Annotated in this window: 16 protein-coding genes and 1 pseudogene; 10 read left to right on the top strand and 7 right to left on the bottom strand. The window is 64.1% G+C overall.

The genetic code is table 11. The features are described from left to right. Window positions 1–73: 73 nt before the first annotated feature. From O987_RS22055 to hemW, 4 genes are all read left to right on the top strand, one after another. Window positions 74–1,105: a serine/threonine protein kinase gene (locus O987_RS22055; RefSeq protein ID WP_003052087.1), complete on the top strand. Its 1,032-nt coding sequence runs from the start codon at window positions 74–76 to the stop codon at window positions 1,103–1,105. After that, entirely contained in the window at window positions 1,102–2,007 is a 906-nt protein-coding gene (locus tag O987_RS22050) for a PP2C family protein-serine/threonine phosphatase (RefSeq protein ID WP_003052089.1), read from the top strand. The genes O987_RS22055 and O987_RS22050 overlap by 4 nt, the downstream gene beginning before the upstream one ends. Window positions 2,008–2,100: 93 nt before the next feature. Then, window positions 2,101–2,700 (top strand): non-canonical purine NTP pyrophosphatase, encoded by a 600-nt coding sequence (locus tag O987_RS22045; RefSeq protein WP_043376828.1) that lies wholly within the window; start codon window positions 2,101–2,103, stop codon window positions 2,698–2,700. 191 nt (window positions 2,701–2,891) lie between these two features. Next, window positions 2,892–4,121 (top strand): radical SAM family heme chaperone HemW, encoded by a 1,230-nt coding sequence (gene hemW / locus O987_RS22040; RefSeq protein WP_043374809.1) that lies wholly within the window; start codon window positions 2,892–2,894, stop codon window positions 4,119–4,121. Window positions 4,122–4,136: 15 nt separating this feature from the next. Here hemW and O987_RS22035 read toward each other — a convergent pair whose 3' ends face one another. The 5 genes from O987_RS22035 to O987_RS22015 all read right to left on the bottom strand — a co-directional run bounded on the left by O987_RS22035 (window position 4,137) and on the right by O987_RS22015 (window position 9,143). Beyond that, a complete protein-coding gene (locus tag O987_RS22035; protein WP_043376825.1) occupies window positions 4,137–4,484 on the bottom strand; it encodes an I78 family peptidase inhibitor in 348 nt (115 codons plus the stop codon). A gap of 162 nt (window positions 4,485–4,646) precedes the next feature. Next, the gene (locus O987_RS22030; protein WP_043374806.1) at window positions 4,647–5,984 is read right to left on the bottom strand and encodes an SPOR domain-containing protein; all 1,338 of its coding nucleotides are present in this window, start codon (window positions 5,982–5,984) and stop codon (window positions 4,647–4,649) included. A gap of 96 nt (window positions 5,985–6,080) precedes the next feature. Beyond that, the gene (gene fahA / locus O987_RS22025; RefSeq protein WP_043376819.1) at window positions 6,081–7,394 is read right to left on the bottom strand and encodes a fumarylacetoacetase; all 1,314 of its coding nucleotides are present in this window, start codon (window positions 7,392–7,394) and stop codon (window positions 6,081–6,083) included. Between the two features lie 196 nt (window positions 7,395–7,590). Further along, a complete protein-coding gene (locus O987_RS22020) occupies window positions 7,591–8,412 on the bottom strand; it encodes a 3-hydroxybutyrate dehydrogenase (RefSeq protein ID WP_051962248.1) in 822 nt (273 codons plus the stop codon). Next, window positions 8,409–9,143 (bottom strand): GntR family transcriptional regulator, encoded by a 735-nt coding sequence (locus tag O987_RS22015; protein ID WP_043374803.1) that lies wholly within the window; start codon window positions 9,141–9,143, stop codon window positions 8,409–8,411. Before O987_RS22015 ends, O987_RS22020 begins: the two co-directional genes overlap by 4 nt. Before the next feature lie 270 nt (window positions 9,144–9,413). On the opposite strand from O987_RS22015, the gene O987_RS22010 reads away from it, so the two are divergent. Both O987_RS22010 and O987_RS22005 read left to right on the top strand, forming a co-directional pair. After that, window positions 9,414–11,645, top strand: a complete 2,232-nt coding sequence (locus tag O987_RS22010; protein ID WP_043374801.1) for a hypothetical protein — start codon at window positions 9,414–9,416, stop codon at window positions 11,643–11,645. 199 nt (window positions 11,646–11,844) lie between these two features. After that, window positions 11,845–12,144 carry a hypothetical protein gene (locus tag O987_RS22005; protein WP_003052108.1) on the top strand — a complete coding sequence of 100 codons (300 nt, stop codon included), beginning with the start codon at window positions 11,845–11,847 and terminating at the stop codon, window positions 12,142–12,144. A gap of 125 nt (window positions 12,145–12,269) precedes the next feature. On the opposite strand, the pseudogene O987_RS28955 reads toward O987_RS22005, so the two are convergent. After that, a pseudogene (locus O987_RS28955) lies at window positions 12,270–12,592 on the bottom strand (DNA/RNA non-specific endonuclease); the annotation flags it as partial. 45 nt (window positions 12,593–12,637) lie between these two features. Between O987_RS28955 and O987_RS29160 the strand changes: the two are divergent. Next, window positions 12,638–12,811, top strand: coding sequence for a hypothetical protein (locus O987_RS29160; protein WP_162473291.1), 174 nt, complete (start codon window positions 12,638–12,640; stop codon window positions 12,809–12,811). Window positions 12,812–12,828: 17 nt separating this feature from the next. On the opposite strand, the gene O987_RS28950 is transcribed toward O987_RS29160, so the two are convergent. After that, window positions 12,829–13,008: a hypothetical protein gene (locus tag O987_RS28950; protein WP_144244965.1), complete on the bottom strand. Its 180-nt coding sequence runs from the start codon at window positions 13,006–13,008 to the stop codon at window positions 12,829–12,831. A gap of 238 nt (window positions 13,009–13,246) precedes the next feature. On the opposite strand from O987_RS28950, the gene O987_RS21995 reads away from it, so the two are divergent. The 3 genes from O987_RS21995 to O987_RS21985 all read left to right on the top strand — a co-directional run bounded on the left by O987_RS21995 (window position 13,247) and on the right by O987_RS21985 (window position 14,589). Next, window positions 13,247–13,561, top strand: coding sequence for an ArsR/SmtB family transcription factor (locus tag O987_RS21995; RefSeq protein WP_003052112.1), 315 nt, complete (start codon window positions 13,247–13,249; stop codon window positions 13,559–13,561). After that, window positions 13,558–13,905, top strand: coding sequence for an SRPBCC family protein (locus O987_RS21990; RefSeq protein WP_003052114.1), 348 nt, complete (start codon window positions 13,558–13,560; stop codon window positions 13,903–13,905). The genes O987_RS21995 and O987_RS21990 overlap by 4 nt, the downstream gene beginning before the upstream one ends. A gap of 78 nt (window positions 13,906–13,983) precedes the next feature. After that, entirely contained in the window at window positions 13,984–14,589 is a 606-nt protein-coding gene (locus O987_RS21985) for an ATP-dependent Clp protease proteolytic subunit (protein ID WP_003052116.1), read from the top strand. The last annotated feature ends 170 nt before the right edge of the window (window positions 14,590–14,759 follow it).

Here is a 14,759-nt window from a genome sequence, read left to right as displayed (position 1 = left end):
GGACTTTTGATGGATGCTTGCAATTTCCCGATTATCCGGGTTTCGAATCATCCTTGAGGTTTACCGGTAAAAAATGTCTACTAAAAACAAGCCAGCGCCCCTACCGCCGGGCAGCACCATAGGCGGATACCGGGTGGTACGCAGGATTTCCTCGGGGGGGTTCGGGATTGTCTACCTGGCTCTGGATGGCGATGGCCAGCAGGTAGCGATCAAGGAGTATCTGCCTGCTTCGCTTGCCACTCGGGCGCCCGCCGAACTGCAGCCCGTCGTGGCGCCAGAGAAGTTGTCCCTGTATCGCCTCGGGCTCAAGAGCTTTTTCGAGGAAGGGCGCTCGCTGGCGCAGATCTCGCACGCCTCCGTGGTGAGCGTGCTGAATTTCTTTCGCGAAAACGAAACCGTCTACATGGTGATGAACTACCTGGAAGGGGCGACCCTGCAGGAGTTCATCGTCACGGCGCGCGAGCTCAAGGCCGAGAAGGTCTTCAGAGAGTCGACCATCCGCTCCCTGTTTGACGAGGTGCTGCGCGGCCTGCGCATCGTGCATCAGCACAAGATGCTGCACCTGGACATCAAGCCCGCCAATATCTTCATCACCAATGACGACAAGGCCGTGCTGATCGATTTCGGCGCGGCGCGCGAAGTGCTGTCGAAAGAGGGAAACTTCATTCGTCCCATGTACACCCCTGGCTTTGCCGCCCCGGAGATGTATCGGCGCGACTCCCAGCTGGGTCCCTGGACCGATATCTACGCCATTGGCGCCTGCATCTATGCCTGCATGCAGGGCATACCGCCCAACGAAGCACCGCAGCGTCAGGACAAGGACCGCCTGGCCCTGGCCCTGAACAAGCTGCGCGGCGTGTATTCGGACAATCTGATCGAGGTGGTGGAATGGTGCATGGCCATGGACCCGCTCTCGCGCCCGCAGTCGGTGTTTGCCCTGCAAAAAGAGCTGAGCCGCGAGGGCGAGCGTCGCTATACCAAGCTCAGCGTGCAGGAGCGCATGCGCATGCAGTTCGACAATATGGTGCATGACGCCAGGAAGAATCTTCAGAAACTCGGCGGCTCCGAACGTGGAGCGGTGACCGACAGCAATCGCAAACCATGAAATTTTCCGTCTTCCAGCTCAGCCGCCGCGGAGGCCGTGCCCTCAACGAAGACCGCATGGGCTACTGCTACACGCGAGAGGCGGCGCTGTTCGTGCTGGCGGACGGGATGGGCGGGCATCCGGACGGCGAGGTGGCCGCGCAGATTGCACTGCAGGTGGTTTCCACGTTGTTTCAGCAGAAGGCCAGGCCACTGGTGGAAGATCCGGCCGCGTTCCTGGAAGAGGCGCTGCTGCTGGCCCATCGCCAGATCCTGCGCTATGCCAGCACCAAGGGCATGATGGACACGCCGCGCACCACGCTGGTGGCGGCGGTGCTGCAGGAAGGCAAGGTGACCTGGATTCATTGCGGCGACTCGCGCCTGTACTGGGTGCGCGAGGGGCAGCTCGTGGAGCGCACGCGCGACCACTCGTACACCGAGATGCGCAAGGTCTCGACCGTGCTCGCCCAGGCCAACCGCAATGTGCTGTTCACCTGCCTGGGCTCGCCCTCCAAGCCCATCTTCGATGTGAGCGAGACCAGGCGGCTGGAGGAGGGCGATCAGCTGATGCTGTGCTCGGACGGACTCTGGGGATCGGTGCCGACGCCGGAAATTCTCCAGATCATGAACGGCAAGGCCGTGGCCCACTTTGTGCCCATGCTGGTCGACACCGCTCTCAAACGCGCCGGGGACAGCAGCGACAATGTCACCGTGCTGGCACTGGTATGGGAAACACCGAATAATTTCGAACCGTCCTCCATCTCCACCCAGGAGATCGAGGATCAGGGCTTTGAGTCCACGATACAGGTGGGGCCGCTCGAAGACTGCGAGGATGAGCTCGACGACGCGGCCATCGAGCGATCGATCGCCGAAATCAACGAGGCCATACGCCGCTCGGCACAGCGCCAGAAAGCCAAGACCTGAATCGGGTTGCAGGCTGCAGCAGGCCTGGGCTTGAAACTACTGAATCAATAGCTGATTGCGCAATCGCCACAAGCGTTTGCATGGATTTTTATGATGAAAATTGTGCTGGCATCCAACAACCGCGGCAAGCTCGTCGAGTTGCAGGCCATGTTTGCCCCGCTGGGCGTGGAGCTGATTCGCCAGGGCGATCTGTTCGAAGGCGAAGCTCCCGAGCCCTATGGCACGTTTGTCGAGAATGCGCTGTCCAAGGCGCGCTTTGCGGCCGAGAAGACCGGCTTGCCTGCCATTGCCGATGACGCCGGCATGTGCGTGGATCATTTCGGCGGTCTGCCCGGCGTAGATACGGCCTACTATTGCACCCAGTTCGGCTACGAGAAAAGCGACGACAACAATGTGCGCGCGCTGCTCGAGCAGATGCAGGGCGTGGTCAATCGCCGTGCCGCCATGGTCAGCACCCTGGTAGGCGTGCGCTCGCCCAAGGACCCCGAGCCGCTGATTGCCGTGGGGCGTGTGCAGGCCCTGCTCACGACCGAGCGCCGTGGCAGCAATGGCTTCGGCTTTGACCCGGTACTGCTGATCCCCGAGCTGGGCCTGACCTTTGCCGAGATGACGCCCGAACTCAAGCATGCCCACAGCCATCGTGGTCGTTCTTCGCGCACCATGATCGAGATGGTGAAAGAGCGCTGGCTGTAACCCCCTGAGGCGCTCTGCCTAGACGGCCCCGCGCCTTCCCCCTAGCCGGGCGCCCCTTTCTCTACGCGCTGTGCGCTATGGAAGGGGGACGATGCCCTCTCTGGGGGCGGCCCTTGCCAGGCATCTCTGAGCTGGGGCTGTGCCAGTTTTAGCGGCGTCGGTTTTGTTTGCGCTAGAAAAGCATATTTCCCATGATCCCCATTCAGCCTCAAACAGAGACTGCCGAAGCGGCGGTGCAGCGCGATATTCAGCATTACATGCGGCCTGGCACGCTGCAGCTGGGCAGCCTGCCGCCGCTGTCGCTGTATGTGCATCTGCCCTGGTGTCTCAAGAAATGCCCGTATTGCGACTTCAACTCGCATGCCTGGGCCAAGGGGGATGCCCTGCCCGAGGACCGCTATATCGATGCCCTGATGGCCGATCTGGAGAGCGCACTGCCGCTGATCTGGGGGCGCACGGTGCACAGCGTCTTCATGGGCGGGGGCACGCCCAGCCTGTTCTCGCCCGAGTCCATAGACAAGCTGATTGCCGGTCTGCGTGCGCGTCTGCGCATGGAGCCCGATTGCGAGATCACGATGGAGGCCAACCCCGGCACCTTCGAGAAGGACCGCTTCAAGGCTTTCCGGGCGGCCGGTGTGAACCGTCTGTCCATAGGGGTGCAGAGCTTTGACGACCGCTATCTGCAGGCCGTGGGCCGCGTGCACGACGCCGCGCAGGCCCAGGCGGCAGTGCGCGAGGCAGCCGACAATTTCGAGACCTTCAATATCGACCTGATGTATGCGCTGCCCGGCCAGAGTCTTGCCGATCTGCAGCGCGATGTGGACACCGCGCTGGCGTTTGCGCCGCCGCATCTGTCGATCTATCACCTGACTATCGAGCCCAACACCTATTTCGCCAAATACCCGCCCCTGGTGCCCGAGGACGATACGGCCTATGAGATGCTGGACCTGATCACGGCCAGCACCCTGGGAGCCGGCATGCAGCGCTACGAAGTCTCGGCCTATGCCAAGGAAGGCCACCAGTGCTTTCACAATAGCAACTACTGGCAGTTCGGCGACTATCTGGGCATTGGCGCGGGTGCGCACAGCAAGCTGAGCTTTGCCCATCGCATCGTGCGTCAGGTGCGTTTCCGCGATCCGGCTCGCTATATGGACATGGCGCTGGCCGGCACGCCGCTGGCGCAGGACAACGAGGTCAAGCGCGCAGAGCTGCCGTTCGAATACATGCTCAACGCGTTGCGCCTGCGCGGCGGTTTCGCGCTGCAGGAGTTCATGGAGCGCACGGGCCTGCCCATGTCAGCCATCGCCAAGGGACTGGATCAGGCGCAGGCCAAGGGCCTGATCACGCGCGACCTGGGCCGTGTGGTGCCGACCGAGCGTGGCTTCGACTTCCTCAGCGACCTGCAGGAAATGTTCCTGTAGGCCCGGCAAGGAGAATCAGCCGCAGCGCAGCGCCGTGATCTTGCCAGCGTCATTGGTGATGACGTTCAGGCGCTCCTGGTTGTAGTCCATGGTGGCGGGCTGACCTTCGCGCAGCACGCGCAGCAGGTAAGAGCCGGACTTCTGGCGGATGGTTTCCAGCGTCGACGCCACGGTGTTGTGGCCCAGATAGATCTGTACCGGTTCGGCATGGCATACCTGCAGCTGGCGTGCAGGCGGCGCGCGCGTGCCGTCGGTGGCTGCGCCATGGCTGGCGCAGCCGGCCATCAGCAAGGCCGCAGTGGCACCGGTCAGGCCCAGCAAGGCGCGGGTGGAAATTGGCAAAGGAGTGGTTCGATGCTTCATGCCCCACACCATAGCGCCCCCAGGTACCCGCGCCTGCCAGACCAGGCCCCGATATGCAAGCGGGTGCAACAAGGTGGTTATCGAAATTGATAGCTGTAAGCGCAATACCATCAAAGGATTGAAGGTGTTTTTGCATCAATTTCTGGCGTGCTTACGTCTGGCCTATGGCTTGTGGGTTCCGTCCGCACTCTGAAAGATGCCTGCCTCGATATTCGCTGCCTGCAGCTTGCGCGCGGCCTTTTCGGCGCGCTTGCGGCTTTCGAAGGGGCCGCTGCGTACCCGGATGACTTCGCCTTTGTTGCTGGCCATCTTCTGCGTCAGTGCGGGCAGCTTGGACTGGTTCAGCTGGGCCACGATCTTCTCGGCATTGCGGGCCTCCGAGTAGACGCCCAGATTCAGATAGAACTTGCCTGCAACCAGATCCGTGCCGGTTTGCGGCACTTCTTTTGACGCGGCTTTTACGGGCTGCTCTTTGGGCTCCGCCGCAGGCTTGGCGGCGGGCTTGTCAGCCGGTGTTGCCGGCGGTTTTTCGCTGGGCTCGGCTTGGGCCGCTGTCTTGTCTGGCACCAGGGCAGGGGCTTGGGGCGCCGCTTTGCCGGCGCTGGCGCCCGTCTCGGCTGCTGCGGTGGACGCCGGCTCTGGCGGGCGGGACTCGGGTTGGGTGGCAGCGGCGGCAGGAGCTGCCGGGACCGGGCTTGCCATGGTGCGAGGGGCGGCGGCGCTGGTGGCGCTGTCGGCTGCGGGCCTGGTGATGGCTGCAGGTTCCGCGTTTGGCAGCGGTGCCGGATTTTCGGCGGGCAGCAGTGCCATGCCTGCGCCTGCGGCTGCGGCCACAGGCAGGGCCAGAACCAGCATGGCGGCAGTCCTGTTGCGCGGCGCTGCAGCCTGCTCCTGCAGGTTGGCATGGGCTGCGGCCATATTGGGCGCGTCCGTGATCGCCTGCAGCGTCTGGGCCCTGATCTTGCGCCAGTACCAGCCATTGCCCAGCAGGCCGGGCACGGCCACGGCGACCAGCCACAGCGCAATGCCCAGGCCCAGAGCCATGGCCTCGGGCAGGGCAGGACGCAGGCCGAACCACCAGATCAGCGCGGCTGCCGTGACGGCTGCGAAGTATTTGGCAGCCTCGCGCCACAGGCCGTGCAGGCTGCACCATGCCAGGGTCAGCAAGGCGGCCGCCATATTCCAGCTGGGCAGGCTGCGGTCCAGGGCGTCAAAGCGCTTGAACTGGGCCAGGTAGAAGTCGCGCGAGCGCGGGTTCAGGCGGCTGGCATAGAGCTGAGGCAGCAGACCGCTGTCCTCCTCTTCGGGCGCAGCGGTCTGCCCGGCCTCGTGCTGCAGGCTGTGCTGCATGGAATAGGCCGCTGCTGCAAAGGCTCCGGCGATGGAGGCAGGCAGGGGGCTGGCGTCCGAGCGCAGAGGCTGGTCCAGCACAGGTTCCTGGCGCGGGTTCCGGCCAGTGGGGGCGAGCGCAGGGGTGGGGGTGTCCGAAGCGGAAGGCATGGCTGCAATTGTGTCATGGCGTTACGAACAGGCCGAGGGCAGATTCCCAACAAAAAACCGGCGCCAGGCCGGTTCTTTGCGGGATGGTCAAGGCGCTCAGGCCTGGTGCGCGGGCAGCACGGTGGCGCGGCATTCGCCAAAGCCGATGCGCGCGGCACCGGGCTTTTCGCACCAGCCGGTAAAGACCACGGCGTCGCCGTCGAGCAGGAAGGTGCGGGTTTCGCCGTTGCTCAGGCTCAGGGGCTTTTTGCCGCCTTCGGTGATTTCCAGCAGGGCGCCGGCTTGGTCCATGGTGGGGCCGGACAGCGTGCCCGTGCCCAGCAGGTCGCCGGGCTGCAGATCGCAGCCGTTGACGGTGTGGTGGGCAATCAGCTGGGCCATGGTCCAGTAGGCGTGGCGATAGCTGGTCCGGGTGATCTGCTCGGCGGCCTTGCCTTCGGCGCGCATCTTCTCGGTCTGGATGGCGACCGTGAGCTGCACATCGAGCGCTCCGCGCTGCGAGTTGGCTTCGGAGCTGAGGTAGGGTAGGGGCTGCGGGTCGTCGGACGGGCGCACGAATGCCGTGCGATAGGGCTCCAGTGCTTCCAGCGTCACGATCCAGGGCGAGATGCTGGTGGCGAAGTTCTTGGACAGGAATGGGCCCAGCGGCTGGTATTCCCAGGCCTGCACGTCGCGGGCCGACCAGTCGTTGAGCAGGCACAGGCCGAAGATATGTCGGTCGGCATCCTCGATGTCGACAGCCTCGCCCCAGGCATTGGCCGTGCCTGCGTAAATGCCCATCTCCAGCTCATAGTCGAGACGGTTGCAGGGCTTGAGCACGGGGTCGACATCGGGGGCCTTGAGCTGGCCGTTGGGGCGCTTGAAGTCCACGCCCGAGATGCGGATGCTGGAGGCGCGACCGTGGTAGCCGATGGGCACCCACTTGTAGTTTTCCATCAGCGGGTTGGTGGGGCGAAACAGCTTTCCCACATTGGTGGCGTGATGCACGGAGGTGTAGAAGTCCGTGTAGTCGCCGACCTGGGCCGGTACGCTGTACTCCACATCGGCCTGGGGCACGAGGCAGGCCTTGAGAGCGGCTTCCCGCGCAGCGCCGGCACGCAGGGCGCGCGACAGGGCCAGGCGCAGGGCCGACCATGCCTCAGGGCCCATGGCCATCAAGCTGTTGAGCTGGCCCTGCGCCGCTGCTGCGACCTGGGCCTGCACATCGGCGTCCAGTGCCTTGGCATCGCGAACGGCCGCCATATCCAGCACCTGATCGCCAATCGCCACGCCGCCGCGGAAGGCTTCGCTGCTGTTCTTGCGGCGAAAGACGGCAAACGGCAGGTTCTGGATGGGAAAGTCGCTGCTGCCGGTGTTGGCGCTGGCGACCCAGCTTTGCAGGCCGGCGTCGTGGGTTTCGTTCAATGCCATGTTCATCTCCTTGGAACGATTTGAATAAAACACGACTTACGCAAAACCGGTTCAGGCAAGGCGACTGCCTCAGGAGGCTGGCCGATGATGCATTCCTGCTTGCGTAAGTCCTACTAAACAGGCTGTAGCGCTTATCTGCCCAGCGCCATCAGCCGTGAATGGGTGACCGATAGATGGAGTCTTGCCGATGCCGCACTCAAGCGGCGGTGAAGCCCCCGTCCATATTCCACTGTGCGCCACGTACCTGGGCGGCGTTGTCGCTGGCGAGAAAGCCGACCAGGGCCGCCACCTGCTCCACCGTCACAAAGGCCCGCGAAGGCTGCTTGGCGCCCAGCAGCCTGGCACGGGCTGCCGCCTCGTCCAGCTGCTCGCGCTGCGCCAGTGCATCGACCTGGGCCTGGACCAGCGGCGTCAGCACCCAGCCGGGGCAGATGGCATTGCAGGTCACGGGCGTGGTGGCCAGCTCCAGTGCCACGGATTTGGTCAGGCCCAGCAGGCCATGCTTGCTGGCCACATAGGCAGGCTTGTGGGCCACGCCGACCAGACCGCTGACGGAGGCCATATTGATGATGCGCCCCCAGCCGCGCTCCAGCATGGCCGGCGTGCAGGCCTGTATGGTGTGAAACGGTGCGCTCAGGTTGACGGCCAGCATGGTGTTCCATCGGTCTGGCGGAAAGCTGAGCACGGATTCCACATGCTGCATGCCGGCGTTGTTGACCAGAATGTCCACCGCACCCAGCTCGGCGGCGATGCGCCGGGCCAGGGGCGCAATGGCCTGGCCGTCGCTCAGATCCAGCGGGTAATAGCGGGCGGCCACGCCCAGTGCGTGCAGCTCGGCCAGCTGGGCATCGGTGCCGGCAGACGCCTGGGCGCTGCCATGCAGGGCAATGGCGGCGCCTTCGCTGGCCAGCTGCCTGGCAACGGCCCAGCCTATGCCGCTGGTGGAGCCGGTGATCCAGGCCACACGACCGGCATGGGGTTTGGACAGGGGCGGGTTCAGCGGCAGGACGGCGGTCATTTGAGCAAGTCCATTTCCATGTGCACGTATTCGCTGATGAAGCGCACCTTGGCCCAGTAGACGACCAGGCCCTGGGGGTTGCGGGCCCAGCGCAGCGCCTGCATCAGCGGCGTGCCCAGCGGCACGCCCAGGTGCTCGGCAATCAGCTCGTCGGCCGGGGCCACGCTCAGGTACTGGCGCGCTGCAGCGATCTGCGCGGGGTCATTGCCCAGCGCCTGCGCCAGCGTGGCGCGCTCCAGCTGCTCCTGCAGCCTGGGATAGAGGTTCTGCTCCAGGTACAGCTCGGACAGGCAAAAGCGTGCCTCGCCATGTCTGTGCACGCGCAGAAAATAGGTATAGGCCGGGGCCAGTTCGCCAGGGCAGGGAAAGCCGGCCGGAATCGGCGGCACGCAGTCATTGGCCTGCTGCAGCGTGGTCTGCTGAATCTGCTCGCCAAATGCCACGAGCTCCCGCCAGCTGGTGGGCAGCAGAAAGGACGGCGGCTTGCAGGGCTGGCTCACCACCCTGGTGCCGCCGCGCTTGCGGGTCTCCAGCAGGCCTTCGTCGACCAGCGCATGCACGGCCATGCGCACCGTGGTGCGCGAGACGCTGTGCAGCGCCTCCAGCTCTTCGACCGTGGGAATGCTGTGTCCGAGCGCCCATTCGCCGGTCGCGATCTTGTTGCGGAACAGCCGGGCCAGCTGCAGGTGCAGCTTGTCGCGGGATTGGGAGGCGGTGGACACAGCAGTCATGGGCGCGGATTGGACGGGGTCAGTGTAGCAAATAAAGTATCTAAATAAATACTTTATTAAGAGGGGCACGTAGGCGCCCGGAATGGATCAATGAGAAAGAGACCTGCAGTGCACTTGGCCGTGCGCAGCGCAAGAGTTCACAAATGTCACCATTCTGTAGGTGCAAATGACTTTTAAACTCCAAGCTTTTGATAGCGGACAGTGCAAGCAGCCATTGGTTGCAATGCGCTTTGATAGGGGGAGATCCCCCGCCAGGGAGTTGGTAGTTTCATGCACAAGCAGTACGAGTGGCAGTTTTTCCGCGCCGGCGAGGTGGACCAGGTGGTCATTCGCACGGGCCAGGACATTGCCCATATTGGTGAGCTGGATCAGAAGCTGTGGGTGGCCCTGGCCTGTCCCACACGCGGCATCGAGTTCGACGGCGCGACGCTGGATCTGATCGACGAGAGCAAGGACGGCCGGATCCGTCCCCCCGAGCTGGTGGCTGCCTGTGAATGGGCCGTGGCCAGAGTGCGTGACCCGCAGGTGCTGGCCGATGGCGGCGATGTGCTGCAGCTGGGCAGCATCAATGATGCGACGCCAGAAGGTGCGCTGCTGCTGGCCGAAGCCAGGCGCGTGCTGGAACTCGCGGGCCTGCCCGATGCCGCAGCCATCACGCTGACCCAGGTGCAGGAGCGCATGGCCTCGCTGCAGGCCCTGCGCTTCAATGGCGACGGCATCGTCGGTGCGGCCACGGCCGAAGGCGACGAGGCGCTGGCCGCTCTGATTGCGCGCATTCAGGAGCTGTACGGTGCCGTGGACGGCAGCGATGGCGTGCCCGGCATCGATCGCAGCAAGGCCGAGGCCTTCTGGGAGGACCTGCAAGCCCTGCAGACCTGGTTTGCCCAGGCGGACGAGCTGGGCTGCCATCTGCAGCCGCGTGCACTGGCACTGGCGGCGGCCGAGGCCGTGAACGCCGTGCAGGCCAAGGTCGATGACTTTTTTGCGCGCACGCGACTGGTGGAGTTCGACGCCAATGCGCGGGCACCGCTCAACCCCACGGAAGAAGGCTATGCGGCTCTGGGTGCGCAGGTACTCAGCAATGCCTCGGAGTCTCTGGCGGCGTTGCCGCTGGCCGCCGTCACCGGCGAGCGCAGCCTGCCGCTGGTGCATGGCGTCAACCCGGCCTGGGCGGCGGCCCTGCAGACCCTGCGCGAGCAGGCCGTGCAGCCCGTGTTCGGCGAGGCTCTGAGCGCATTGACCGAGGCGCAGTGGGATCAACTCAAGACCATGCTGGCCCACTGCCAGCAATGGCTGGCGGAGTGCCCGGCCACGCCGCTGGGAGCGATCGGCGAGGCCGAGGTGCAGCAACTGCTGGCCAGCGGCCTGAAGGACGCGCTGATGCAGCTGCTGGACCAGGACGATGCCGAGAAGGAGCACGCCGTGCAGGCCATGGCCCTGGAAAAGCTGATCCGGCTGCAGCGCGATCTGCTGCCTTTGCTCAATAACTTTGTCTCTTTCTCCAGCTTCTATCGCCGCGAAGGCGCGGCCTTCCAGGCCGGAACCTTGTTCCTGGACGGCCGCAGCTGCGATCTGACCGTGGAGGTGGCCGATGCCGCCGCCCACTCGGTGCTGGCCGCCATGGCGAAAACCTATCTGGCCTATTGCGAGTGCAAGCGCGAGGGGCAGAAGAAAATCATCGTCGCGGCCTTCACGGCAGGCGATGTGGATTTCCTGTTCGTGGGGCGCAACGGCGTGTTCTACGACCGTGCGGGCCAGGACTGGGATGCGACCATCGTCAAGCTCATCGACAACCCGACCAGCATCGGCCAGGCCTTCTTCTCGCCCTACAAGAAGTTCCTGCGCATGATCGAGGAGCAGGTCGCCAAGCATGCAGCGGCCAAGAACGATGTGGTGAACACCAGCCTCGGCGACAACGCGACCAAGCTGGTGACGGCGCCCAAGGAGCTGACCGCAGCGTCGGCTGCCGCAGCACCGGCTGCCGCCGCCACGCGCAAGACCGATGTGGGCACGGTGGCCGCCATCGGCGTGGCGCTGGGTTCGCTGAGCGCCGTGATCGTCGGCATCTTCGGCAAGTTCATCGAGCTGGGGCCCTGGATTCCGGTGGCCATTCTGGGCCTGATCCTGGCCATCTCCGGCCCCAGCATGCTGATTGCCTGGCTCAAGCTGCGCCAGCGTAGCCTGGGACCGATTCTGGATGCCAGCGGCTGGGCCATCAATGGCCGCATGAACATCAATCTGGGTCTGGGTCGCAGCCTGTCGCAGACGGCCAGGGTGCCGGTCAATGCCAAGCGCAACTTTGCCGACCCCTATGCCGACAGCCATGGCCTGCGCAACAGCCTGTGCCTGCTGGCGCTGCTGACCGTTACCGTGCTGCTGGCCTGGCGCATGCACTGGCTGGACGCCGTGCTGCCCGCCAGCTGGCAGCATGTCCCGGCGGCGACCAGCGCGCCAGCGGTCACCGCTCCGGCAGCGGCCGCAGCAGAGTCTGCTGTCAGGTAAGCCAGAGGCGTGCGCCGTCTGCAGAGGCTGGCGGCAGGCCCATCGCTTGGCTGCACCACCCAATACCGCTTGCATGGGTGCGGTATTGGGGGCTGGAGCCGGAATCTGTCCTAGAGTGCTGTTCTGTACTCACCGAAGCATCTTGGATGTGCATGCATTCAAGGTGCTTTTTCATTGCATTTGATGACAGGAGCAAGCCATGGGACGTGCCATCCATTCCGCGCATGAACTTCTCGCCACCAATGAGCGTGAGCTCTACGATCTTTCCCAGTCCGATGCGGCCCTGGTCAGGCTGAGCCCGGCCCAGCGCCGCCTGCAACTGCAGCGCGCCCGCGCCATGCGCGACCGGGCACGTGCGCTGTACCGCCGGCAGGTCGGCCATACGCTGCACCACACGGCCACCAAGCGTGGCTTCACGGGCATGGCCAATGAGCGCACCCGCCAGAAGGCCCAGGTGCTGTCCGAGGTGGTGCGCCGGCTGGCGGGCGAGCCGGCCTGAGTTCCCCGCGATCTCTGTGGAGCTTTTTTGCTATTTAAAAGTGAGCGTCTTACGCTCGCAATTCATGGATTTCAATATCAAATACCATTGAAATCATTGAATCAATTGCGTAGTAAGCTCATTTTTTATGCGTGGGGCAGATGCACGGCCGACAGCAGCGGCATGCCGGTGCGGCGCGTGAACTCCTCGTAGCTGATGGGCGGGCCCATGCGGGTGTCGGCGCTGTTGGCCTGCCAGTACACCCAGCTCTTGCCGGTGCTGGCGCCATAGACCAGCTTGAAGAGGTGGCAGGGCACATGACCTTGCCCGTCCCGATGTTGAGCGGCTGCCCGTCGAATACCGGGCCGGTGAAGACGTAGACATCGCTCTTGGCGCGCTGGGCGTAGCGGCGCCTGTCCTGCTCGACCTTGCTCCAGACGCCGCCGTTGTGGGTCTGGTTCTGCGGAAGTCAGGATTCGATTCGACCAAGCCACAAGAAGACGGAGATCATCGAGTGGCCGGCCTGGATGACCAGTCAACCCTCATGATTTTTCTGAGCGATGAGATCTTCCCAGTCACCTGGGCGCTGATCCTCTCCGCGCGAGTGCCACTACTCATCATTGTTGGGATTGCATTGATTTGCATGGTTGTCGTTGTCGGCTTTGCTGGGCTTGGTCGCTCTCCTTGATGGATGTGTCAGGAATTTCATTCCTGCTTTTTTGCGATGGCTTGTTGCATTCGATCAACATACGAGCCCTTGGGCACGCTACCTCCGGTCTTGATTGCAACAGCGCCTTGAATACGGGAAACCGCCGTTTGGGTAACGGGGGATTCGGGTTGGCTGCCGGGCGCAGGGGCACTACGGCGAACGGATGGCTTGGTCATGGAGTCTCCAATGAAGTTGAGAACGTGGCATTTTTCAGTGCCACGCAGGCACTGTCATCGATCAGTTCAATGGAGTTCATCCAGAAATATTCACTCTGGCATGGGCGTGTACGGTACAGGGCAAGTTTTTGGAGGTACCCACGTCCGGCACAGGGTGCGGTCTATGCCAAAGCGGGACGGCAGGCACGTTATCCAAGGAATGTTTGCGTTTTAGATAAGTGATTGCTAAAGTGTTGCCATGCCCGAAAACGACATCTTCAAGGCCCTGGCCGACCCCACGCGCCGCTCCATCTTCGAGAAGCTGGCCGCTGGCAGCATGCATGCCAGCGCACTGCGCGAGGGGAAGGAGATCAGCCAGTCGGCCATGTCCCAGCATCTGGCCGTGCTGCGCAATGCGGGGCTGGTGAGCGAGCAGCGCCAGGGGCGCTTCGTGCATTACGAGGTCGATCCCGAAGGGCTGGCGCTGATTGCGGGCTGGCTGGCGAAGTACCGCGCCTACTGGCCGCAGCGTGTGGATGCCCTCAAGGGCCTGCTCAAGGACATGGACCAATGAACGATATGGACAACGACGATGCGGCCTGCGAACTGGTGCAGGAGTACGCGCTGGACGCCCCGCCCGAGAAGGTCTGGCGCGCGCTGAGCATTCCCGAGTTGCGCGCGCAGTGGCTGCCGGGCACCGAGCATGCCGAGCCGTTGAGCGAGGTGCCGCAGCAGGCGCTGAGCCTGCGGCTGCGCGAGGCCGAGCCGCCCTTTCTGGAAAGCACGGTGGACCTGAAGATCAGCCCCGCTGCCGACGGCGGCACGCTGCTGCGCATCGTCCATGTGCTGACCGATGCGCGGGCGCAGACCGCCAGGGAGGCGGCCAACGATGGCGGCTTCCTGATGTACGCGACCTGAGGCGCTGCCCTGGCAACGGGGCATGCGGCGCAGGGCTGCAGCCCTTTCTTTTTCACCACCACACACAGGAGTTCGCCCATGCGCGAATCGATGATGCTCGTCCCCATGGTTGTCGAACAGTCGGCGCGCGGAGAGCGGTCCTTCGACATCTACTCGCGCCTGCTGCGCGACCGCGTGATCTTTCTCAACGGCGAGGTGAACGACGCGGTCTCTGCCCTGGTCTGCGCGCAACTGCTGTTCCTGGAGGCGGAGAACCCGGACAAGCCCATTCACCTCTACATCAACTCGCCGGGCGGGGTCATCACCAGCGGGCTGGCCATGTACGACACCATGCAGTTCATCAAGTCACCCGTGCACACGCTGTGCATGGGCACGGCGCGGTCCATGGGCTCCTTCCTGCTCATGGCCGGCGAGCCCGGCCACCGCATGGCCCTGCCCAACGCCAGCCTGCACGTGCACCAGCCGCTGGGCGGCGTGCAGGGCCAGGCCTCCGACATCCGCATCCATGCCGAGGAAATGCTGCGCACCAAGGACCGCGTGACGCGCCTGTACGCCCAGCACTGCGGGCGCAGCTACCAGGAGGTGGAACGCGACCTGGACCGCGACCGCTTCATGACCGCCAAAGAGGCCCGCGAATGGGGCCTGATAGACAAGGTTCTGGACCGGCGCACGGCAACCCTCTGAGCCGCAGCGCCAGCAGCGCGCTTCCCTTCTCCCCACCCCCGTAACCGCCACGACGCAGGTTGCCCGCAGCGAAGCGGAGGGTCGCGGACATTCGGGTCGCCTTTTCTTGGCCTACGTTCTTTTAGCGAAGCAAAAGAAGGTAGGTCGGCCGCCGGGCCGAGACCCGGCCT

This window comes from Comamonas testosteroni TK102, assembly GCF_000739375.1.
GTDB classification, from domain to species: Bacteria; Pseudomonadota; Gammaproteobacteria; order Burkholderiales; family Burkholderiaceae_C; genus Comamonas; species Comamonas brasiliensis.
The sequence above is the reverse complement of the archived record's forward strand: the minus strand, read 5'-3'. Positions and strand labels throughout refer to the sequence as shown.